The following is a 20,781-nucleotide window of genomic DNA, read 5'->3' as shown; positions in this document are numbered from 1 at the left end:
TCTCAGGCGAGGCCGTCGCCCCAGCCGGCCTGGATCATCGTCTGGAACGCCCACACCCCGTCCCGTTTGACGAGGATGTCGGCGTACCGCAGCTGCGTCGTCTCCTCTCCTCGGGTCATCGTGGAGTCCGTGAACACCACGGCGATGGACGGGCTGAGGAAGACCGGCGTCCGGGTGGAGGTGAAGGAGAGCTGGGCGTCATCGCCTTCGCCCATGACCTGGCCCATGGTCTCCATGAACCGTGCGCGGTCCCACTGCGCGGTGCGGCCGTCGCCCGCGCTGTCGTCGCTGACCAGGTTCAGCGGGAAGACGGCCATGTCGGCCATGCGCGGGACATCGCGCCGGGCGCTCGCCGCGTCGTACTCGGCGAACCACGCGTCCAGGCTCGCGCGGTCCTCGGCGGACGGGGTGAAGCCGGTGTCGGGCAGTACGGTCATCGCCATCCCTCTCATCACATTTGATCAGTCGCGAGACCGTACCCCCGCCGTGGCATCTAGTCAAACTTGATTAATGGGGGGTCCAGGTGGCGGACGGCTGGGCGAGGAACCGTCACGGTCCCTGGCGGGCGGAGTCCCGCTCCTTCGGCGACGGCCGGGCGGCGAGCCGGTGGGCCAGCATCGCGAGAGGCACGGAGGCGATCCAGCTGTAGATCGCAGCGGTGGGCGAGTACACCGCGACGACCGCGGACAGCAGGAACACCACGGCCTGGGCAGGAAGGGGGACCGAGCGCCACGACAGGTGCCGCGTGCTGCGCAGGACGTGCAGTTCCATCGCGTACAGCAACAGCGCTGCGGCACCGATGACCGCTCCGTACAGACCCGGGCCGAGGGGCCGGTGGGCGTAGGACTCCAGGACGCGCGTGGGGAACGGGATCAGGGAGACCAGCACCAGGAAGGCGACGTTGAGCCAAAAGAGGCGGCCGTCGACCCGTTCGGCGTCCCGCAGGGCGGCGTGGTGGGCCCGCCAGAACAGTGCGATCACGATCGCGCTCAGCAGGAACGTCCCCACCTGGGACTGCACGTCGTCGAGGGCGTGACGCAGCGCGTTCCCGCGCAGCCCGTCCGGGAGTTCGATGTCGAGCACCAGCAGGGTCATGGCAATGGCCACCACGCCGTCCGTCAGAGCGAGCATCCTGTGCGTGGGCATCTGCGGGGATCCGTCTCGGACGGCCGGGCGCCGCTGACCGTTGTTCATGCCTCCGTAGTAGCACCCGGCCGCCCGCGGGCCCGCCGCCCGCGCGGCGAGGGCGTGTCGCGCGGGTGCGGCGGCCAGGACTCAGGTGAAGCGGACGGTGAGCAGCGCCCGGTCGTCCGGCAGCTCGGTGTCGACCTGCTGGTGGAGCAGCAGGTCGCAGGTCTCCCTGGAGCCCAGGCCGGCCGTGGCCCCGGCGGCCTGGGCGAGCCGCTCCAAGCCGACGTCCAGCCCCTCGCCGCGGCGCTCGATCAGGCCGTCGGTGTAGAAGACGAGCGTGGCGTCCGCCGGGACCGTCGTCTCGTCCTGCGGATAGTCCTGGAAGGGGACGGGCCCCAGCGGCGGGGCCAGCGCGCTGTGCAGGTAACGGGTGGAGCCGTCGGCGCGGACGAGCAGTGGCGGGGGGTGACCCGCTCTGGAATAACGCAGGGTCCGCGTGCGCGTGTTGTAACTGGCGTAGCACGCGGTCGCCATGAGCCCCTGGTGGTACGTACCGAGGAAGTCGTTCAGCTCGGCCAGCACCTCGGGCGGCTGGTTGCCGCAGCGGCGGGCGATGCTGCGGAGCACCGTGGTGATCTGCGCCATCGCCGTGGCTTCGGCGACGCCGTGGCCGGCGACGTCCCCGATGGTGAACCCGACGGTCTCCCCGTCCAGCACATGGACGTCGTACCAGTCGCCTCCCACGTCCACCATGTGCGTACCAGGGGCGTAGCCGCTGGCGATGTCCAGTCCGGGGATGTCCGGCAGGCTGGGGAGCAGACTGCGCTGGAGCCGCTCCGCCAGCCGGTGCTCGTGCTCGAACAGCCCGGCCCGGCGCACCGCCTGGGCGATCTGCAGGGCGATGGTCAGGGTGAGTTCCGCGTCCGGTTCCGCTCCGGGGACGAAGGGGATGACCAGCCGGCCGAGCGTGACCCCCTCGGCCCTGAGCGGCACCCGACGTGCGTTCTCGGGCGCGGCGGCCGCCGCACCGTGGATCCCGTCCAGGTCGGTCCAGGACGTGGGGACGAGCGGCCGGGCGTCCGCCGTCCCGAGGGAGGGGATGATCCGGCGCGAGTGCAGCTCCAGGATCACGTCCGTGGCGTCCAGGGCCGCAGGTGCGCACTTGCGCACGGCGTCGCACACGTCGGCGAGGGTGGCGCCGGCGGCCAGCGCCGCGGTGAGCCGGTACAGGCGCTGCATGCGCGCACGGGCCGCCTTCTCGCTGCGCAGCAGCAGGCCACGCTGCTCGGTGATGGCACGACGGTAGGTCATCTGCTGGTTCATCAGGCTGATGCGCTGGGTGAGCGCCACGAACCGGTCGCTGATGTCGAGGCGGGACAGGTGCAGTTGCACCGCCGGCTCGGCCCCGTCCCACCACGTGGCGCGGGCACCGTGACAGCGCAGCCGGACCGGCCGGTCCTCGTTGTCGCGCACGGTCATCACACCGGGCAGGGGAGAGCCGCTGCGCAGCCACCGCGAGAGCCGATCCCCCAGTTCCTCGGGGTCGGTGACCAGATCGCCCAGCTCGGCACCGGTGCGCAAGGAGTTCACCGTGCGCAGGGTCGCCGGGTTGACCGCCAGGATCCGCCCCGAACCGGTGCACACGAGTACCGCGTGGGGAAGCAGTCTGGCCACGGACCGGAACGACGCCAGGTTCATCTCACCGGTCCGTTGCGGTCACGTCGACGGTGCCGGGCCGCTGTTCGGCATCCCCGAAGTACTCGCGCCCCGGCTCGTCGTCCATGTCGAGCTCCGGCCTGAGGTGCACCACCACACGGCAGCCGGTGCTGCCGCGGGCGATCGTCTCCTCCAGCTCCACACGGGCGTAGCCCAGGTTCTGCGCGGCGATGGTGCCGAACACGTTCGACGTCATCATGCACATCGACTCCCGCCCCAGCACCTTCTCGGCGAACGGGCAGCTCCGGCTGCCCAGGACGATCCGCTCGTCGTCCTGCGCGATGACGAAGAAGTCGCCCTGGATGCGCTGCTTGAGATCGACGAGGACGTCCGCCACCTGCTCGCGCGACATCCGGGTCGCGCCGAGGGCCGTGACGTACGCGTCGTTGAGCTGGGAGCCGACCGACTGGCCCACCAGGCTGATGTAGCCGGAGGCTTCCTCCAGCCCGACGACGGACTCCAGCGACGTCGCCAGTTCCCGCACCAGGCTGCGCATGAAGACGTCCCGGTCCAGCCCCAGGTCCGCGTCCTTCGCCACGCTCACACGCTGCTCCTCTCCCGAATCGTGTGGAGCACCGCGAACGTGGCCGGCGCCGGTACGCCCCGGGAAACAGAAGACCAGGCTCCACGTCGAGCATAGAGGCCACCGGTGAGGAGTCCATAGTGCGGCCACCGACGAGGGGCGGACCCGGTAACGTGGTGTCGTTTGCCCCTCGGCCGGCCCGCCGGCCGGTCCCGCTCCCTCGCCCACGGTCGGGGCGGGCGGCACGCGTCAGGGCGCCGGCGCCGTCCCGGTGACCGTGACGACGTCACCCGTGCCGAGGTTCTGGTACAGCCATGCGGCATCCGACGGCCGCAGCGCGATCCAGCCGGTGGTGACGTCCCGCCTGCCGGGAGCCCGGTCGTCGTAGGGGATGGCAGCCAGGTGGTTCGTGGCCCCGCCCGCCGCCCGCAGCTCGATCACCCACGGCAGCATCATGTCGTACTGGCCGGAGAGCCCGACGTCGTCACCGGTCATGCGCCGCTCGGCGTGCTTCGCCGAGACGGTCATCGCGCCGACGGGCGTGCGGTGACGTGCGTCCCCGGAAGAGATGGGCAGTTGACGCCCCGCCGCCGTCAGCACCCTCCGTGAGAGATCGACCGTGGCGGCCGCCTGCGGCGTGGGCGCTGTCGTGGCGGTGGCGGTGGCGGTGGCAGTAGCCGTGGCCGTGGCCGGTGGTGACGGTGGCTGCTCGCCGACGTGCGGTGACGCGGTTCCGTCCCTCATGCCGAGGGGCACGACGACGGCGAGGCAGGCCGCGACCAGCCCCGACGTGATCAGGGCGTGCCTGCGGCGCCGGCGCCGCACGGCGAGCCGGCGGATGCCGGCGCCCGGGACGGCCGGGGACGGTTGCCGCTCCTCGGCCAGAGCGCGCAGCGCGGTGGTGAGTTCATCGGACATGGCTGCCCTCCCTCCTGCCCGTGTCCTTCGGCGACGACGCTTCCGCCAGCCGCTTGGCCAGGGCGTCCCTTCCTCGTGACAGCCGGGCCTTCACCGTTCCCGGCGGTACGTTCGTCTCCGCCGCTATCCGTTCGACGGACAGGTCGCACAGATGGTGCAGGACGACCGCGGTCCGCTGTGCCTCGCTGAGCCCGCGCAACGCCTCCACCAGCGCGGTGTGGTCCGGTGTCGGCCCGGGGACCGGCTCGGGCGGCGGGCTGTGGCGCACCAGCTCCAGCCAGCGGCGGGCCCGCCGCCAGCGGCTGACCGCGAGCCGCATGGCCGCCGTACGGACCCACGCCTCGGGCGCCTCGCCCGCGAGGAGCGCGCGCCGCTTGTCCCAGGCCCGTACGAAGGCTTCCTGGACGACATCCTGGGCTTCGGCCCGGTCGCCGGTCATGGCGTACAGCTGGCCGACCAGGCGGGGGAAGGCGCCTGCGTAGAAGGCGTCGAACTCCTCCTCCGTCATGGGGTTCCGCGGTCTCCATCGCTCGAACGGCGCCATTGCGGAGCGCCGCGAAAAATTCCTCAGTACGTGTGCAACCAGCCTGCCCCGGCGTGCGTACAAGTGGCGTACATGCAAGCACAAGGAAAGGAAGGCCATGACCACGGGGGGCGGGAAGAGCCCGGCGGGCGGGGGCGGGTACGGCGACCGGAACATCCGCCGGGCGGCGTGGAGGGCGGGCAGCGCCCTCTCATGAGCACCGGCATGGCACAACAGTCGTCACCGCTCCGGCGGGACGACCCGACGAACGACGAAGCAGAAGACGGAGACACGGCAGTGACCGACGCCGCGCCCGCGTGCGCCGACACCCCGGCGCAGGACGACGCCCCACCCGAGACCCCGGACCAGGCCGTACCGGAAGGGGAGGTCCGACGGGTCCCCCGCCAGGGCCCGTCGCGGGCCGCCGAGGCGTCGCCCGCGACGGGCGGGACCGAACCGGACGGGACCGAACCGGACGGGGCCGAGCCGGATGGGCCCGAACCGGACGGGGCCGAGGAGGACACGCCCGGCGCGGGGCCGGGACCGGACGACGAGGCACCGGACGACGAGGCGTCGGGGGACGAGGCGTCGGGGGACGAGGCGCCGGGGGACGAGGAGGGGACTCCGAGCCCGGAGGAGCGGGAGGTTACGCCGGGGCCGGACGAGAGCACGGGGCTGGAGGTTACGCCGGAGCCGGACGAGACCACAGGGCAGGAGGAGAGACCGGAGCGGGACGAGACCACGGGGTCGGACGAGGGCACCGAGCCGGACGAGAGCACAGGGCAGGAAGAGAGACCGGAGCCGGACGAGACCACTGGGCCGGACGAAAGCACGAGGCCTGACGAGACCACGGCGGACGCGCCCGGGCCGGAAGAGCCGAGCACGGTTACGGAGACCGGCGAAGAGGCGCCGGATCCTGACGAGGCGGCACCGGAGCCGGAGGTCGAGGCCACGGCGGAGCACTCCCATACGGCTCCGGCACCCGCCACGACCGAAGGGCACGGCACCGGCTCTGCATCCGGGCCCGACGCGAACGCCGATGACGGCGGCACCTCCCGACCCGCCGGCCGGCCGCGGGCCGTTCCGCCCGCCGTCCCCGCAGCAGCCACCGCCACCAGGACCGCGATCACGCCCACCCAGGACGTGCGCGGCGGCCTCGGCGGCAGCGTCAGCGGCCGGCACCCGGACCCGGCGCCCACGCCGACTCCGGACCCGCCGCCCACGCCGACTCCGGACCCGCCGCCCACGCCGACTCCGGAGCCGGCGTACGCACCGCTCCTGCCGGAGCGCCCGGCCCGCACGCTCTCGCGGCGCATACGGAGGCTGACGCCCGTGGTCGTCGTCCTCGTCATGCTGCTGTGCGCCGGCGCGCAGCTGGTGCGGCCGCTGCCCGCACCCGGACTGAGCCCCGCCCTGCCCCCGGCGTACACCTTCCCGGGCGGACCGCTCAAGATGCCGTGGCCGGGCGAGGGCCAGGGGGCCGTGGAGGTCGACGGCGTCGGCCTGATCGGCACGTACGGCAGCGGCGAGCCCGCGCCCATAGCGAGCGTCACGAAGGTGATGACCGCGTACGTGATCCTCCGGGAGCGGCCGATCACCGGTGACGCGTCCGGTCCGGACATCACGGTCGACGCGGCCGCGGAGAGGGAGGGCGGCAACACCGACGAGTCGAGGGTGCCGGTCAGGAAGGGGGAGAAGTACACCCAGAAGCAGATGCTCCAGATGCTGCTGCTCCCCTCGGCGAACAACATCGCGCGCCTGCTCGCCCGTTGGGACGCCGGTTCCGAGGCGCGGTTCGTCGCGAAGATGAACGCCGCAGCCCGGGAGCTGGGCATGACCAGGACGACGTACACGGACCCGAGCGGTCTCGACGCCAGGACGGTGTCCACCGCGGTCGACCAGGTGAAGCTGGCGAAGGCGGCGATGCGCAGCGAGGTGTTCCGGGAGATCGTGGACACGCCGCACGTCACCCTTCCCGGCTCGGCGGGACGGATCGACAACGGCAACAGCATCCTGCCCCGGCCGGGGGTGAACGGCGTCAAGACCGGTTCCTCGACGCCGGCCGGCGCCAATCTGCTCTGGTCCGCCGGCACCGTCGTGGACGGCGAGGAACGCCGCATCGTCGGCATGGTGATGGGGGTGCGGAACGCCGGATCCCTCCGCGAGAAGCTCGTCCTGGCGATCGAGACGTACAGCCGCGGCCTCATCGAGGCGGCGCAGAAGGGCGTCACCTCCGCCACGGTGGCCGAGGAGGGCGACGTCGTGGGGTACGTCGACCAGCCCCTCGGCGGCAGGATCCCGCTCGTCGCCACGAAGGACGTGAGGCCGGTCGGCTGGCCGGGCCTGACGGTGGACCTGGAGCTGGACCTCGGCACCGGTGGCGGACCCCTCCCGCGTTCGGCGAAGGCGGGCGCCGTGGTCGGCGAGGTGCGGGCCGGCGAGGGGGCCGGAGCGGTGCGGGTCCCGGTGGCCCTGCGGGACGACCTCGTGGAGCCGGGTGTCACCGACAGGCTGGTACGCCTCGGCTGAGGTGCGGGGGCGGTGCCCCGGCGATGTGTCAGCCGGCGCCGCCGCGTGCCGTGCGGGCCCCGAGCGGGACGCTCACGGCACGCTGTGGCGCGCGGGTGGCGGACGCTGGCGCCGGGCACGCCGGTGCTGCCCCGCGCGCGGGTCCATGCGCCCGGGTTTGCAGTTGCGGCGGTATCCGATCACCGCGTGACCCCCGGCATTTGACCTACGGGTGATCTTTCCGGTGCGTTGTCGGATCGTTCTCTTCCGGTGCCGATCGGGGATGTCCGTGACGAGGCGACAAGTGGGGTGCGGTGGAGGGGCGAGGGTTTGCGGATGCGGCCTGGGCGCATGCGGCCATAACCCTGCGTGCGCGTGGCGCTGCGGAGCGCTGACAAGTTATGGTCCCGGTCACCGGTTCTTCCGCCGGGACGACAAGGACCCTGGCAGGGCGTCCAAACCACAGCCAGGGCCTTGTTCCAGCAACCGCGATACCGATCGCACCCACGTGAACCACACATGGAAGGGGGCTACTTCATGCCCTACGACCACAATTGCCGCCGACGCCCGTTATGGGCGCCGGAATCAGGTGCCGACGCTACCATGACCCCGCTTTCCGGAGGTGGGGTGCGACAGGCCGATGACTTGGCGGTCACGGCACGAGGCGGCCTGTTCATCGCCCTGCCGGTGCTGCCCCTCATCGTCATCACGGGAGTCCGTGACCCGGCTGTACTGGCAGCTTTGGCCATAGCTATTTCCGTTCTGGGCGCGGGGATGCGCCTTGTCTACAAGCGAGTTCGCCGGTTCTGAGAATTCGCCACCCCACCTGCCCGCCTGCTCCCCGGTGAGGCCGGCGAGGCGGGCGGCTCAGCGGCGGTCGGCCGGATCCCGCCGAGCGAGTTTTCGGCTCGGCGGGTCATCCGCGACCGCATCCTCACCGCAAACTCCTCCGCATTCCCCTGAAAGAGGCACCTCCATGTCCCCGGCCCTCCCGCGACAGCAGATCAGGCAGTGTTCCCACTGCGGAGAGGACTTCACCCACATCGTCAGGCCCGGCCGCCCGAACACCTTCTGCTCCACCGCGTGCCGGACCGCCTCCCGCGCCTCCTCCGCCGAACCCCCCGACGTCACCCAGTACGCGGAGGACCTGTCGGCGACGGCGGAGGACCTCAACCTCGCCGTCACGACCCTGCTGGCCACCGTCCAGGACGACGGCGACTCCAACACCCTGATGCGTCAGATCACCGACATCGACCGGCTCCGCAAGGACGTCGAGGCGGCCATCGTCGCGCGGGCCCGCGCGCGCGGCGACTCGTGGAAGGACATCTGCCGCTCCAGCGGCCGTGGCCCCGAGCGCCTGCGCAAGACGTGGACGCAGGACGCGGTCACCCGCCGGCTGGAGCTCGTCCGCGCCGCCCGGGCGAGCCGCCCGGCACCGCCCGCCCCGGACCCCGCCGGCGGACCGGCCGCCCGGACGGCGGGCCGCACGGGCACCGGGGCGGACGCCGAGACCGTGCGCCCGCCGAGCCAGACCCCCGCGCAGCAGCTCGCGGCCGCGATGTCCTACCTCCAGCGGTCCACCCGGAAGTCCATCAAGGAGACAGCCCTCGACATGGGTGTCTCGCCCTCCCACGTCTCACGCATCCTCGCCGGGACGCGCCGGCCGTCCTGGCCCGTCGTGGAACGTTTCGCCGCCGTCTGCCGCGGCAGCCTCCCCGAACTGCGGGACCTCTGGGAAGCCGCCCAGCGCCCGCTCGGTTACGAGGCGGCCGCCCGCGAGCCGGCCCCCGGCGACCCGGCGGAAGCGAAGGAGAAGTTCCACACCGCGCTCAACGCGCTGTACCTGGCCGCCGACCGGCCCGACCTCTGGGCCCTGCAGCGGATCTCCGGTACCGGGCGGAAAGTGGCCATCGGCGAGATCACCCGCACCCTCACGGGCGGACACGTCCCCGACTGGGAGACCACTGCCCGCCTCGTCGCCGCGCTCGGCGGGCGCCCCGCCGAACTGCGGCCCCTCTGGAAGGCCGCCGCCGCGCCGCCGCCGCGCCGGCCCGACGCACCGGAACTCCCCGCCGCGGCTTTCGGATGATCGTTTCTGCGACCCCGGGGGACCACCAGCCCATGCATCCCGGCCCCGACACCCACCTGCCGCCGTCCCGCGGCTGCCCCCGCAGCCTCCGGCTCGCCTACGAAGCCTTCCACGCCCTCCACCACACGCACTACCTCGCCTTCGCCCGCGCCCGCCTCGACGACGACCGGGCGCACGCGGCCGTCGCGGCCGCGTTCACCGCCCTCCTCGCCACCTGGCCGGCGGTCATCAGCTCCCTCGACCCCGCCTCCCGGGCGTGGGCCGTGCTCACCGACCAGATCCGCTCCCGGGCCGGGGGCTGCTCACCTCCGGACGGAGACCGGCCGGTGGAGGGCCGATCGGCGCAGGGCCCGTCCGCGGACGAGCCGCCGGAGGACCCGCTGGCCGAGGACCTGCGCACGCTCGCCGCCCTCGGGTACAGCGCCGAGCACAGCGCGAGCCTCACCGGCCTGCCGCTCGGAAAGGTCCGCTACCTGACAGCCCGCACCGACCGCACCTCCTGACCGCCCGGGCCGGCTGCCCCGCCGACCGCCCGAACCGACGGCCCGGACCGACGGCCCGGGCGGGCCGCCCGGACCCGCCGCCGTACCGCCGCCGTACCGCCGCGAGACCGGCGGGACCCGCCGCCTCCGCTGCGCCGAGGCAACACGCGGGCCCGCCCTGGGGGACAATTTCCCCAGGAGGGGGATGCGGATCCTGCGGCAGCGAGGAGTGCGATGGACCCCTTCAGCGGCGTGGCGACCGTCCTGCTGGACGGCGAGGGGACCGTACTGCGCTGGTCCCGGGCCGCTGCCGCACTCCTGGACCGCCCCGCGGCGGAGGTCTGCGGCCGGCCGCTGCGGGACCTGCTCGCCCCCGCGGGGGACCCGTACCCCGCGTCCCCGGGTGACGGCACCGGAGCGGTCCTCGCGGGCCGGGCCGCCCTGCGGCACCGCTCGGGCCGCGCGGTCGAGGTGGTCCTCCAGGCACAGCGTCTGGACGGCAGCCCCGACGTGCTGCTGCTGGCCGCCCCGCTGGAGAGCGGACACGAGCGGAACGCCTCCGTGGCCCGGACGCTGCTCACCCAGGACGTGCTCGGGATCTGCGTCTGCGACACCGCGCTGACCGTCGCCCGCAGCAGCCTCGACCCCGCCCGGGTCCCCTGGGTCCGGGAACAGGTCACGGGCCGCCCGCTGACGGACCTCCTGGCCCCGGAGGACGCCGAGAACACCGCGGCGATCCTGCACCGGGTGCTGCGCACCGGCGTGCCGGCGGCCGGGCTGGAACGGTGGGTGCGGGCTCCCGGTCCCCCGGAGCGGCGGTGGGCCCTGTCCCTGTCCGCCTTCCGGACCGAGGACGCGGCCGGCCGCCCCGACGGCGTCGTGGTCGTGCTCACCGACATCACCGAGCACCTGTGGGCCCGCCGGTACCTGGACCTGCGCCATGAGGCGGCCGTCCGGATCGGTGACTCGCTCGACGTCACACGGACGGCGCAGGACCTGGTGGACGTCCTCGTCCCCGCCCTGGGCGACCTGGCGTGGGTGAGCCTGGCCGAGCCCGTGCTCTCCGGCGACGACCCGCCGAAGCTGGCCGGGGCAGGGGACTGGCACATGTACCGGGTCGCCGTGGCCTCCACCGGTCCGTGGCCCGCCGGGCTCCCGGCCGCGGGCACCATGGGTCCTCCGGTGCCGGACGCGCCCCTCATCAACAAGGTCCAGAGCGGCGAAACGGTCATCGTGCCGGACAGGGCCGACGCCCTCGCCATGGTCGAGGAGCATCCGGAGCTGCTGTCCGCGTACATCCCCGAGGGCGGGCACACCGCTGTGGCGGCCCCCCTCTTCGCCCGCGGTCTCGTCCTCGGGGCCGTCGTGGTGTGGCGCATCGAACGGCCGGGCGCCTTCGACCAGGCGGATGCCGGACTGCTGACGGAGATCGCCACGCGCGGCGCGCTCAGCGTGGACAACGCCCGCCGCTACACCCGGGAACACCGTGCGGCGGTCGCGCTCCAGCAGCGGCTGCTGCCGCGCCCCACCACCGACACCCCGGCGGCGGCCACGGCCGGGGTGTACCGCCCGGCGTCGGGTGGCGTCAGCATCGGCGGGGACTGGTTCGACGTCATCCCCCTGCCGTCCCTGAGGGTCGCCCTCGTCATCGGCGACGTGGTGGGCCACGGATTGCACGCCGCCGCCACCATGGGGCGCATCCGTGCCGCGATCCGTACGCTCGCCGAGCTGGAGATGGAGCCCGACGAGGTCCTCGCCCACGTCGACGACCTCCTCCAGCAGCTCGCCCAGGAGGCCCCCCGCGGGCAGGCGGAGACGCTCGGAGGATCGTGCCTGTACGCGGTGTACGACCCCGTCGGCCGGCGGTGCTCCTTCGCCAGCGCGGGACATCCGCCGCCGCTCATGGTGACGCCGGACGGCTCCGTGGCGACGCTCGCCGTCTCGCCCGGTCCGCCGCTGGGCGTGGGAGGCATGCCGTTCGAGGTCACCGAGATCGAGCTGCCCCCGGACAGTGTTCTCGCCCTGTACACCGACGGCCTGATCCGCCGCGGCACCGAGGACATCGACACCGGCATCGACCGGCTGACGGAGGCGCTCGGGGGCCTGGTCCCGTCGGGCCGGACCCTGGACGAGGCCGGGCACCACCTGCTCACGCAACTGGCCGGCGACGCCCCGTCCCGCGACGACATCGCCCTCCTCCTCGCCCGTACGCGCGTCATCGCACCGGAGCGGGTCGCCTGCTGGGAGTTCCCGGCCGAGCCCGGCGCGGTGGCCGGCGCCCGTGAGGCGGTGGCCCGCCGGCTGACCGCATGGGGGCTGGACCACCTGGTCTTCACGACCGAGCTCCTGGTCAGCGAGCTGGTCACCAACGCCGTCCGCTACGCCGGCGGGCCCATCGGCGTACAACTGCTGTACGAGGGGGTGCTGGTGTGCGAGGTGTCGGACCCGAGCAACACCCAGCCGCGACTGCGCCGGGCCCGCAGTACGGACGAAGGCGGACGCGGCCTGTTCCTCGTGGCCCAGTTCACCACCCGCTGGGGCTGCCGGTACGGACAGTCCGGCAAGACCATCTGGGCCGAACAGTCCCTGGCGGGAGCCGACGGCACCACCGCCGGCGGATGAACCGGACGGACCGCGCCGAGGACCGGGGCCGGCCGGGCGGCGTCGCCGCGTGCTCATCGGCGGCCTGCCAGGAAGCCGGAACAGAGGCGGTTGAAGAGTTCGGCGCGCTCGAACTGCACCCAGTGGCCGGTGTTGGCGACGGTGTACAGGTCGCAGTCCGGCATGCGCTCGGCCAGCATCCGGCCGCCCCGCGGCCGGTTGACCTTGTCCCGCGCACCCCACAGCACCAGCGTCGGCACCCGTAGCCGGCCCAGGCGCCTGTCGCGGGTGACGTCCGTCCTCCACACGGTGCGCAGGGCGCCGCGGCCGGAGGGGCGGCGCAGCGGAGGGGAGGCCACCACCTCCGGGTCGATGCTGGCCCGGTAGCGGTCGTCGATGTCCTGGTCGGAGATCTCCGTGGCGTCGACGACGAGGTACTCGCGGACGAACCTCTCGAGCTTGGGCCGGGACGGGCCGTCGCCCGTGTAGTAGTTCAGCAGCGCGGTCAGGCCGGGGGTCGGCAGCGAGCGGGTGGTGCCCACCCCGCCGGGCCCCAGGAGCACCATCCTCCCCACCCGTTCGGGGGTGTCGAGCGCCAGCCGCAGGGCGCAGGCGCCGCCGTAGGAGTGCCCCACCAGGTGGGCGCGGTCGAGACCGAGTTCGTCGAGCAGCCCGCGGACGGTGTCGGCGAGGTGGCCGACGGGATCGCTCGCGTCGACGCCCTTGGTGCTGCGGCCGTAGCCGGGCAGGTCGGGCACGACGACCCGGAACTCCTCGGCGAGCGCGCCGATGTTGCGGTGGTACGACGGCACGCCGGAGGTGCCCGGCCCGCCGCCGTGCAGCAGCAGTACGGGCGGTCCGTCACCGGTCTCCGCGACGAAGATCTTCTTTCCGGCGACGTCGAGCAGGGATTCGTGCAGGGGTTGCGGGGCCAAGGGTTCCTCACGCGTTCGTACGGGGCGGACGGGCCGCGGCGCCGGCACGGGCCGGCAGCGCCGGCCGGGCGGACGCGCGCCGCGGGCGGCGGTACGGCCAACTCCCGGCACGCGGACCAAGAGTGGCGGTTCACCGGCCGGCCATCCACCCCGGCGGCCGCTTTCGCCGTCCGTGTCCGCGCCGTCCCTGTCCGCGAGCGTCTCGCACGGTCCGCATCCCCCGGCCCGTACCGCCTCCCCGCCGGGCGGCGCGCGGCTCCTCGCGCCAGGACGACCACGACCGCCCCCAGCCGGTTCCGGACCGCATGTACGGGCCGCCGTCCCAGAGGTCGCCCGCCGTGCTGCGATGCGCCGGTCGCGCCGGCCGGTGACCGGCGGGACCCGACCACGGGCCACTCCCCGAAGGGAGCCGTTCCGGCAGCGGCGACGACAACCCGGCTCCGGCGCCGAGCAGTTGGAATCGGACCGCGGCGTACGACCGGATGGTCCGCGCCACCGGGACGAACGCCGCCCGGTGACCGACGCTCCCGGCGGTGCTACGGAAGCAGCTCGCTGATCACGTCGAGTGCCGTCTCCCACCAGGGGGCGGCGCCCGTGCCGAAGGCGGCGGCGAGGGCGGTCCCCACGGCGACGTCCTGCGCCGACACCTGCGCGGTGTCGTCCCAGTCGTCGATCACCTTGCCGTCCCCCGTCGAATCCAGCTCACCGATCCTGCGCCCGTCCCTGAACAGCCTGCTCTCGCCGTACGAGCAGGGCACGAGCCGGTAGCGCGTGCCGCCGACCTTCGCGTCGACGCGGTAGGAGCGCCGGGAGAGGCGGCCCTTCGCGGGGGTGAGCCGCGCGGGCTGCCCGTCCACGGTGAGGGTGAGGCGCGCACGGTCGCGCGTACCGATGGGGATGTGTTCGTCCGGCTTCTCGTCACCCGTACGGAGGAGCCGAACGTCGGGCAGTCCGCTTCCGGACACCTCGACGACCCCCGCACGGTGGTCCAGCCGGACCCGGGCCGGGCCCGGGGTGTTCTCGCTCATGCTCGGGCTTCTTGCTCTCTGTGCCGACAATGCGTCGAGGTTAGCCCGTGCGGGTGAGGACACCGTCGGCGGGGACGGGTGGGATCCGCACCGATGGGGTATGCCTGGTCCAGGCACCACCCGGTGTGGGGATGCCTGCGCCGGTCCGGGCCCGGACCGGGGCGCTGGTGACTGACATGAGGAATTCGTATGGCGAGCGGTACCGTGAAGTGGTTCAACTCCGAGAAGGGCTTCGGCTTCATTTCCCAGGACGGGGGAGGCCCGGACGTCTTCGCCCACTACTCCAACATCACCGGCATGGGGTACCGGGAGCTGTTGGAGGGCGAGAAGGTGACGTTCGACGTCAGCCAGGGCCAGAAGGGGCCGCAGGCGGAGAACATCGTTCGCAGCTGAACCCCCTCATGCGATCGCCCCGGTCGGTATGGCCGTACCGGCAGCCGCATCCGCCGGCCGGTGGCGACGCTCGTGTGCCGGGCCCCCGGACTCCGGCGTGACCTCCGTGCACGGGCCCGGCGCCGACGACCGGCCCGCGTCCGGTGTCACGGCGCGCCGCGCCCCGCGGGCGTGATGGGGCTCCCCGGCGGTTGCCCACCGCTTCGCCGGTCCTCCTGAGAGCCGAGGTTCCGCTCCAGCAGGCGGGTCGATTCCCCGACGCCCACCGAGCGTGCCCCGGACGGCGCGGGCAGGCGTCCGTCGGCCGCCGCGAGTTCCACGAGCGCCCGGTCGATCGCCTCGTGCGCGGCGAACAGGCACGGGGTGCTGTAGATCGCCACGTTCACCCCCACGGCGTCCAGTTCGGCCGGCGAGAGGGCCGGGGACCTGCCGCCCGCGATCTGGTTGAACAGCAGCGGAGTCCGCCGGTCACGGCCCGGATCCGCCGGATCGTCTCGACGCTGCGGACGCCGTCGACCAGCACGATGTCCGCCCCGCCTGCCGCCAGTGCTTCCGCCCGCAGCAGCAACTCCGCCTCCTCGACGGCATCCGTCCGCGCCACCACGAGCATGTCGCGCCGGGCGTCCAGGACACGCCGCAGCTTGTCCAGGCACCGCTCCAGCGGCACGACGAGCTTGCCGTCGGCATGCCCGCACCGGCGCGGCCGGTCCTGGCATCCACGGTCACCGGCCGTCCTCGGCCGGCGCCGCCGGGCCGGACACGCGAGGGTTCGCGTTCCGGCCGGGGCCGCCGGCCGAGGACGGCCGGTTCCTGCGGTGCCGCCGTCACCCGGCGGCGCGGAAGCCCCGCAGCCGCAAGCTGTTGCCGACGACGAAGACCGACGAGAACGCCATCGCCGCACCCGCGATCATGGGGTTGAGCAGCCCCGCCGCGGCGATCGGCAGCGCCGCCACGTTGTACGCGAAGGCCCAGAAGAGGTTGGAGCGGATCGTGCCGAGCGTGCGCCGCGCGAGGCGGATGGCGTCCGCGGCCACCCGCAGGTCACCGCGTACGAGGGTGAGGTCCCCGGCCTCGATGGCGGCGTCCGTGCCCGTTCCCATGGCGAGCCCCAGGTCGGCCTGGGCGAGCGCGGCCGCGTCGTTCACGCCGTCCCCCACCATGGCGACCGAACGGCCCTGCGCCTGAAGGCGCTTGACCACGTCCACCTTGTCCTCAGGCAGCACCTCGGCGATCACCTCGTCGATCCCGACCTCGGCGGCGACGGCCTCGGCCACCGCGCGGTTGTCCCCGGTCAGCAGGATCGGGGTCAGCCCCAGCGCGCGCAGGCGGCGGATCGCTTCCGCGCTGGTGTCCCTGACCGCGTCCGCGACCTCCAGGACCGCGCGCGCCTCGCCGTCCCAGCCGACCGCGACGACGGTGCGCCCGGCCGCCTCCGCCCCCGCCTTGGCCCGCGCGAGCGCCTCGGGCAGTTGCAGCGACCGGTCGGCGAGCAGCTTCTCGCGGCCCACCAGGACGGCGTGCCCGTCGACGATGCCCTGGACGCCCAGGCCGGGCACGTTGGTGAACTCCTCCGGGGCGGGCAGGGTTCCGGCGCGCTCGGCGGCGCCGGCGGCCACGGCACGGGCGACCGGGTGCTCGGAGGCGTGCTCCAAGGCACCGGCCAGGCGCAGCACTTCCCGCTCGTCGGTGCCCTCGGCGGTGTGCACGGCCAGCAGGGTCATCCTCCCGGTGGTGACGGTGCCCGTCTTGTCGAGGACGACCGTGTCGACCGTGCGGGTGGCTTCCAGCACCTCCGGCCCCTTGATCAGGATGCCGAGCTGGGCACCGCGTCCCGTGCCGACCATGAGGGCGGTCGGGGTGGCGAGACCCAGGGCGCACGGGCAGGCGATGATCAGTACGGCGACGGCGGCGGTGAACGCGGAGGTCGGGCCGGCGCCGTTGCCGAGCCAGAAGCCGAGCGTGGCGAGCGCGAGGCCGATCACCACCGGGACGAAGACGGCGGAGATCCGGTCGGCGAGGCGCTGCGCGGCCGCCTTGCCGTTCTGGGCGTCCTCCACCAGCCGGGCCATGCGGGACAGTTGCGTGTCGGCGCCGACGCGCGTCGCCTCGACCACCAGCCGGCCACCGGCGTTGAGGGTGGCTCCCGTGACGGAGTCACCGGCCCCGACCTCCACCGGGACGGATTCGCCCGTCAGCATAGACGCGTCGACCGCGGAGGATCCCTCGACGACCGTGCCGTCGGTGGCGATCTTCTCGCCCGGGCGGACGAGGAACCGGTCCCCGACGGCCAGGTCCGCGATCGGCAGGGTCACTTCGCGGCCGTCCCGCAGGACGGTGACGTCCTTCGCTCCCAGCTCGAGCAGGGCCTTGAGCGCCGCGCCCGCCTTCCGCTTGGAACGGGCCTCGAACCAGCGGCCCGCGAGGATGAACGCGGTGACCCCGGCCGCGGCCTCCAGGTAGATGTTCCCGGCGCCGTCGCTGCGGGCGACGGTGAACTCGAAGGGGTGGGTCATGCCGGGCGTCCCGGCCGTACCGAGGAAAAGCGCCCACAGGGACCACAGGAACGCCGCGGACGTGCCGACCGAGATCAGCGTGTCCATCGTCGCCGCCCCGTGGCGCGCGTTGGTCCAGGCGGCGCGGTGGAAGGGCCAGGCGGCGTACGTGACGACGGGTGCGGCAAGGGTGAGGGACAGCCACTGCCAGTACTCGATCTGCAGGGCGGGGACCATGGCCATGGCGATCACGGGTACCGAAAGGGCCACGGCGGTGATCAATCGGTGCCGCAGGGGCCGCAGGGGGTCGGGCTCCTCGGCGGGCACCGGTCCCGCGCCCGGTTCCGGTCCCGACCCGGTATCCGGTCGTGCTCGTGGTCCGGCCGGGGCCGGCAGGTGTGCCGTGTAGCCGGTCGCCTCGACGGTGGCCACGAGGTCCTGGACGGAGACGTCCGCGTCCCGGTAGCTGACCTTGGCCTTCTCCGTGGCGTAGTTGACGGTGGCGGCGACGCCGTCCATCCGGTTGAGCTTCCTCTCGATGCGGGCCGCGCAGGAGGCGCAGGTCATGCCCCCGATGGCGAGCTCGACCTCGGCGGCGCCGACCGTCGTCGTGGGGTTGCTCATGGATGCTCCTCGCAGCTCGGTCGGATACCCCTCCGGGGTATATATGCCGGGTTCCTGTATACCCCTTCCCCGTATCCGGGAGCAAGCGCTGATCTCGCTTGACTTCATACCCCAGGGGGGTATGTATTGGAACGCGGCGCATCCGGCGCGCACCTCACAGGGGAGTTCGGTCATGAACACAGGTCTCAAGGTCACCGCCTTCGCGGCGGCACTCGCAGCCGCGTTCGGCGCGGCGTACGGAGTGGGCGCGGGCATGGACCCCGTGGTGGCGGGGGGTGAGCGGGTCGCGGGCGGGGGAGGGGCCGCGCACGCTGAACACGCGGCCGTAGGGGGCGGCGAGGCGGCCTTGCCCGGGGGTCTGCTCGTGTCGCAGGGCGGCTACACCCTGGACCTGCACACTCGCGCCCTCCGCGCGGGTGAGTCCGCCGAACTGCGCTTCGCCGTGCTGGACGAGCGCACCGGCCGCAACGTCACGGCGTTCCGCCGCGAGCACGGCAAGGAACTGCACCTGATCGTCGCGTCCCGCGACCTGACGACCTACTGGCACCTGCACCCGGCCAGGGCCGCCGACGGCACTTGGTCCACGCCGGTCCGGTTGCCGGAGGCCGGTGGTCACCGGGTCTTCGCGGACTTCCGGCCCGCGGGGAAGGACGCCCGCGGCCTGACGCTCGGCGCCGACCTCGCCGTGTCGGGGACCTCCGTGCCGGACGCGCTGCCGCCGCACAGCGCGACGGCCACGGTGGACGGGTACCAGGTGCATCTCGAGGGCGGCCTCACCCCCGGCGCGGGCAGTGAGCTGACGTTCGCCGTAACGCGGGCGGGGAAGCCCGTCACGGACCTGGAGCCGTACCTCGGCGCGTACGGGCACCTCGTCGCCCTGCGTGCCGGGGACCTCGCCTACCTGCACGTCCACCCGAACGGCGAGCCCGGGGACGGCAGGACGCGTCCCGGGCCGGGGATCTCCTTCACCGCGACGGCCCCCAGCACGGGGACGTTCCGCCTCTTCCTCGACTTCCGCCACGGAGGAAAGGTCCGCACGGCGTCCTTCACGGTGCACGCCGGCAGGCCGGCCGCTGCCGGACCGGCGGAGGCGGGGCAGGAGGGCGGGGGAGGGTACGGGCCGGAGGAGGGACGCGGGGAGTCCGGGACACACGCGCACTGACCGGGGCCCGGCCCCGCTCGCCGGCCGGGGCTCACCGGCCGGGTGCAGCGGCCGGGCCACCCGGAGTTCACCGGTCCCGCCGCTGCCGGGGCTCAGCGGCCGAGTGTCGTCAGCAGGAGCCGGGCGAACTCCTCCGGCTGCTCGGTGCAGCCGACGTGCCCACCCGGGAACTCCGTGATTCCGGCGCCGAGCAACTCCGCCAGTCGCTTCACCGGCCCGTACAGGGCCTCCTGTTGCCGTGAGTCCCGCCCCGCGGCCAGGACCAGCCGGTCCGCGGTGCGGCTCAGGGCGTCGACGTCCGGGACGGTGGCCGAGAAGGGGCAGAGGATGCGCTCCAGGAAGACGGGCAGGTTGGCGTGCATGCGCGGGGCCATGTCCCGCAGCTCCGGGGGCAGCTCGGTCGCCTTCTCCGCCGGGCGCTCGCCGAGCCCCTCGCTGAACCGCGCGATCGCGGCGCCCGCCCCGCGCTCCCGCGAGATGTCGCGCACCTCCGTGAACAGCGCCCGGTGGGGCGCGGGATCGTCCAGGAGCTCCAGCAGGGGCGGCTCGTGCGCGACCACGCGACGCAGGCGCTCGGGGTGCCGGGCCAGCAGGTCGAGCGCCACGATGGCGCCCGAGCTGCTGCCGAAGACGTACGCGCCCTCGCCCGGCGCGAGCAGGTCGAGCAGCCGGTGGGCGTCGTCGCTCCACACCTCCACCCGCTGGTCGGTGAGCGGCACGTCGAGAGGGCTGCGGGACAGCCCGCGCGGATCGTAGGAGACCACCGTGAACCGGCCGGCGGCGAGAGCGGGCGCCATCGCCTCGTACAGCCCGGCGTCGGCGGCACCGCCCGGTATGAGCAGGAGCACCGGGCCGCTGCCGCGCTGCTCGTAGTGGAGGGTCGCGCCCGGCACGTCGAGTGTGCCGGTCGTGAGGGAGGTCATCGGTGGGTCCCATCGGGTCGTGGCGTACCGCCCGGCAGTGCGCGCAGCGGCTTGCCTAACTGTATTAGGTTTGAACCTAATGGTTCTAGGTGGGAGGTGTCGAGCGGATGCGGGCGCCGCCACCGACGTCGGCGCAGGGGGGCGACGCCCTGCGGGTCCCGCGGAAGGAACGCGGGTGATCACGGCGACGGGGTGTCAGGAGTGACGAGGACGTGAACGCCCAGGAGTGACGTGAGTGCACATCGGTACGGACGGCCGGCGGAGGGGCGGTGTCGCAGGGCACTCGGGATGCCTCGCGGCACCGCCTCTCCTCGTCCGGTCAGGCTGGAGGCGTCCGTCCCGGCAGAGCACGCGTGCCCTCGCCCGCTGTCCGCATACTCCGCCATATGGCTGATCGTCCGTCAGGCGTCAGGCCCCCCGCCCTCCGGCGCCCGGGCCTCACGCCGTCACGCCGTGCGGGGCGCGCATCCCGAGGCGGAGTCTGCGCCCCGGTCGACGGGGCATACGGGCACCAGGACACGACGAAGGGAGTGGCCATGATGGCCATAGCCGCAGCGGTGTTGTTCTTCATCGCGTTTCTCATCAACGCCGCCGAGATCACCACGAACGAAGCCTTCTCCTCGGGGAACGTCATGCTGTTGGGCCTGACCCTCGTCGCGCTGCACCTCGCCGGTGTCGGCGCCGGCTGGCGGGCCGGCAGGGCACACCGCCGCTGAGGCCTCTCGTCTGGATG

General features: G+C 73.5%; 18 protein-coding genes and 1 pseudogene. 8 read left to right on the top strand and 11 right to left on the bottom strand.

Annotation, left to right across the window (positions count from 1 at the left end):
* Positions 1–2: 2 nt before the first annotated feature.
* The 6 genes from IH00_RS0107585 to IH00_RS0107560 all read right to left on the bottom strand — a co-directional run bounded on the left by IH00_RS0107585 (position 3) and on the right by IH00_RS0107560 (position 4,796).
* Positions 3–437, bottom strand: coding sequence for a nuclear transport factor 2 family protein (locus IH00_RS0107585; RefSeq protein ID WP_031070936.1), 435 nt, complete (start codon positions 435–437; stop codon positions 3–5).
* Between the two features lie 112 nt (positions 438–549).
* The gene (locus tag IH00_RS0107580) at positions 550–1,146 is read right to left on the bottom strand and encodes a TMEM175 family protein (protein ID WP_158827735.1); all 597 of its coding nucleotides are present in this window, start codon (positions 1,144–1,146) and stop codon (positions 550–552) included.
* A gap of 129 nt (positions 1,147–1,275) precedes the next feature.
* Positions 1,276–2,805 (bottom strand): SpoIIE family protein phosphatase, encoded by a 1,530-nt coding sequence (locus IH00_RS0107575; RefSeq protein WP_158827734.1) that lies wholly within the window; start codon positions 2,803–2,805, stop codon positions 1,276–1,278.
* A gap of 25 nt (positions 2,806–2,830) precedes the next feature.
* Positions 2,831–3,391, bottom strand: a complete 561-nt coding sequence (locus IH00_RS0107570; protein WP_052411244.1) for a methanogen output domain 1-containing protein — start codon at positions 3,389–3,391, stop codon at positions 2,831–2,833.
* Between the two features lie 228 nt (positions 3,392–3,619).
* Entirely contained in the window at positions 3,620–4,288 is a 669-nt protein-coding gene (locus IH00_RS0107565) for a L,D-transpeptidase (RefSeq protein ID WP_031070929.1), read from the bottom strand.
* On the bottom strand, positions 4,278–4,796 hold the full coding sequence (locus tag IH00_RS0107560) for a SigE family RNA polymerase sigma factor (protein ID WP_031070928.1): 519 nt from the start codon (positions 4,794–4,796) through the stop codon (positions 4,278–4,280). The genes IH00_RS0107565 and IH00_RS0107560 overlap by 11 nt, the downstream gene beginning before the upstream one ends.
* A 312-nt stretch (positions 4,797–5,108) precedes the next feature.
* Between IH00_RS0107560 and IH00_RS0107550 the strand changes: the two genes are divergently transcribed.
* The 5 genes from IH00_RS0107550 to IH00_RS0107530 all read left to right on the top strand — a co-directional run bounded on the left by IH00_RS0107550 (position 5,109) and on the right by IH00_RS0107530 (position 12,512).
* Positions 5,109–7,340 (top strand): D-alanyl-D-alanine carboxypeptidase, encoded by a 2,232-nt coding sequence (locus tag IH00_RS0107550; RefSeq protein ID WP_052411243.1) that lies wholly within the window; start codon positions 5,109–5,111, stop codon positions 7,338–7,340.
* Between the two features lie 516 nt (positions 7,341–7,856).
* Positions 7,857–8,129: a hypothetical protein gene (locus IH00_RS0107545; protein ID WP_158827733.1), complete on the top strand. Its 273-nt coding sequence runs from the start codon at positions 7,857–7,859 to the stop codon at positions 8,127–8,129.
* A 166-nt stretch (positions 8,130–8,295) separates the two neighbouring features.
* Complete coding sequence (locus tag IH00_RS0107540; protein ID WP_031070922.1) at positions 8,296–9,408, top strand: helix-turn-helix domain-containing protein; 1,113 nt, start codon at positions 8,296–8,298, stop codon at positions 9,406–9,408.
* A 32-nt stretch (positions 9,409–9,440) separates the two neighbouring features.
* Entirely contained in the window at positions 9,441–9,911 is a 471-nt protein-coding gene (locus IH00_RS37120) for a hypothetical protein (RefSeq protein WP_039946523.1), read from the top strand.
* Positions 9,912–10,124: 213 nt separating this feature from the next.
* Positions 10,125–12,512 (top strand): ATP-binding SpoIIE family protein phosphatase, encoded by a 2,388-nt coding sequence (locus IH00_RS0107530; RefSeq protein ID WP_031070917.1) that lies wholly within the window; start codon positions 10,125–10,127, stop codon positions 12,510–12,512.
* Positions 12,513–12,565: 53 nt separating this feature from the next.
* Here the strand turns inward: IH00_RS0107530 and IH00_RS0107525 are convergent, their stop codons facing one another.
* Entirely contained in the window at positions 12,566–13,426 is an 861-nt protein-coding gene (locus IH00_RS0107525) for an alpha/beta fold hydrolase (RefSeq protein WP_039946521.1), read from the bottom strand.
* 536 nt (positions 13,427–13,962) lie between these two features.
* On the bottom strand, positions 13,963–14,454 hold the full coding sequence (locus IH00_RS0107520) for a hypothetical protein (RefSeq protein ID WP_031070914.1): 492 nt from the start codon (positions 14,452–14,454) through the stop codon (positions 13,963–13,965).
* Positions 14,455–14,643: 189 nt separating this feature from the next.
* Here IH00_RS0107520 and IH00_RS0107515 point away from each other — a divergent pair, with 189 nt between their 5' ends.
* Positions 14,644–14,847, top strand: coding sequence for a cold-shock protein (locus IH00_RS0107515; protein WP_031070912.1), 204 nt, complete (start codon positions 14,644–14,646; stop codon positions 14,845–14,847).
* Between the two features lie 146 nt (positions 14,848–14,993).
* Here IH00_RS0107515 and IH00_RS43890 read toward each other — a convergent pair.
* Positions 14,994–15,559: pseudogene (locus IH00_RS43890) on the bottom strand (isocitrate lyase/phosphoenolpyruvate mutase family protein); the annotation flags it as partial.
* 112 nt (positions 15,560–15,671) lie between these two features.
* A complete protein-coding gene (locus tag IH00_RS0107500) occupies positions 15,672–17,963 on the bottom strand; it encodes a heavy metal translocating P-type ATPase (protein ID WP_031070910.1) in 2,292 nt (763 codons plus the stop codon).
* 172 nt (positions 17,964–18,135) lie between these two features.
* Between IH00_RS0107500 and IH00_RS0107495 the strand changes: the two genes are divergently transcribed.
* Positions 18,136–19,125, top strand: coding sequence for a hypothetical protein (locus IH00_RS0107495; RefSeq protein WP_052411240.1), 990 nt, complete (start codon positions 18,136–18,138; stop codon positions 19,123–19,125).
* A 92-nt stretch (positions 19,126–19,217) separates the two neighbouring features.
* Here IH00_RS0107495 and IH00_RS0107490 read toward each other — a convergent pair whose 3' ends face one another.
* The gene (locus IH00_RS0107490; RefSeq protein ID WP_031070906.1) at positions 19,218–20,048 is read right to left on the bottom strand and encodes an alpha/beta fold hydrolase; all 831 of its coding nucleotides are present in this window, start codon (positions 20,046–20,048) and stop codon (positions 19,218–19,220) included.
* A 536-nt stretch (positions 20,049–20,584) separates the two neighbouring features.
* Here IH00_RS0107490 and IH00_RS0107485 point away from each other — a divergent pair.
* Positions 20,585–20,764 (top strand): hypothetical protein, encoded by a 180-nt coding sequence (locus IH00_RS0107485; protein WP_031070904.1) that lies wholly within the window; start codon positions 20,585–20,587, stop codon positions 20,762–20,764.
* Positions 20,765–20,781 lie beyond the last annotated feature (17 nt).

This window comes from Streptomyces sp. NRRL S-118 (genome assembly GCF_000716335.1).
In the GTDB taxonomy this organism is placed as follows: Bacteria; Actinomycetota; Actinomycetes; order Streptomycetales; family Streptomycetaceae; genus Streptomyces.
Note: the sequence above shows the minus strand (reverse complement) of the source record. Positions and strands in the feature narration are given on the sequence as shown.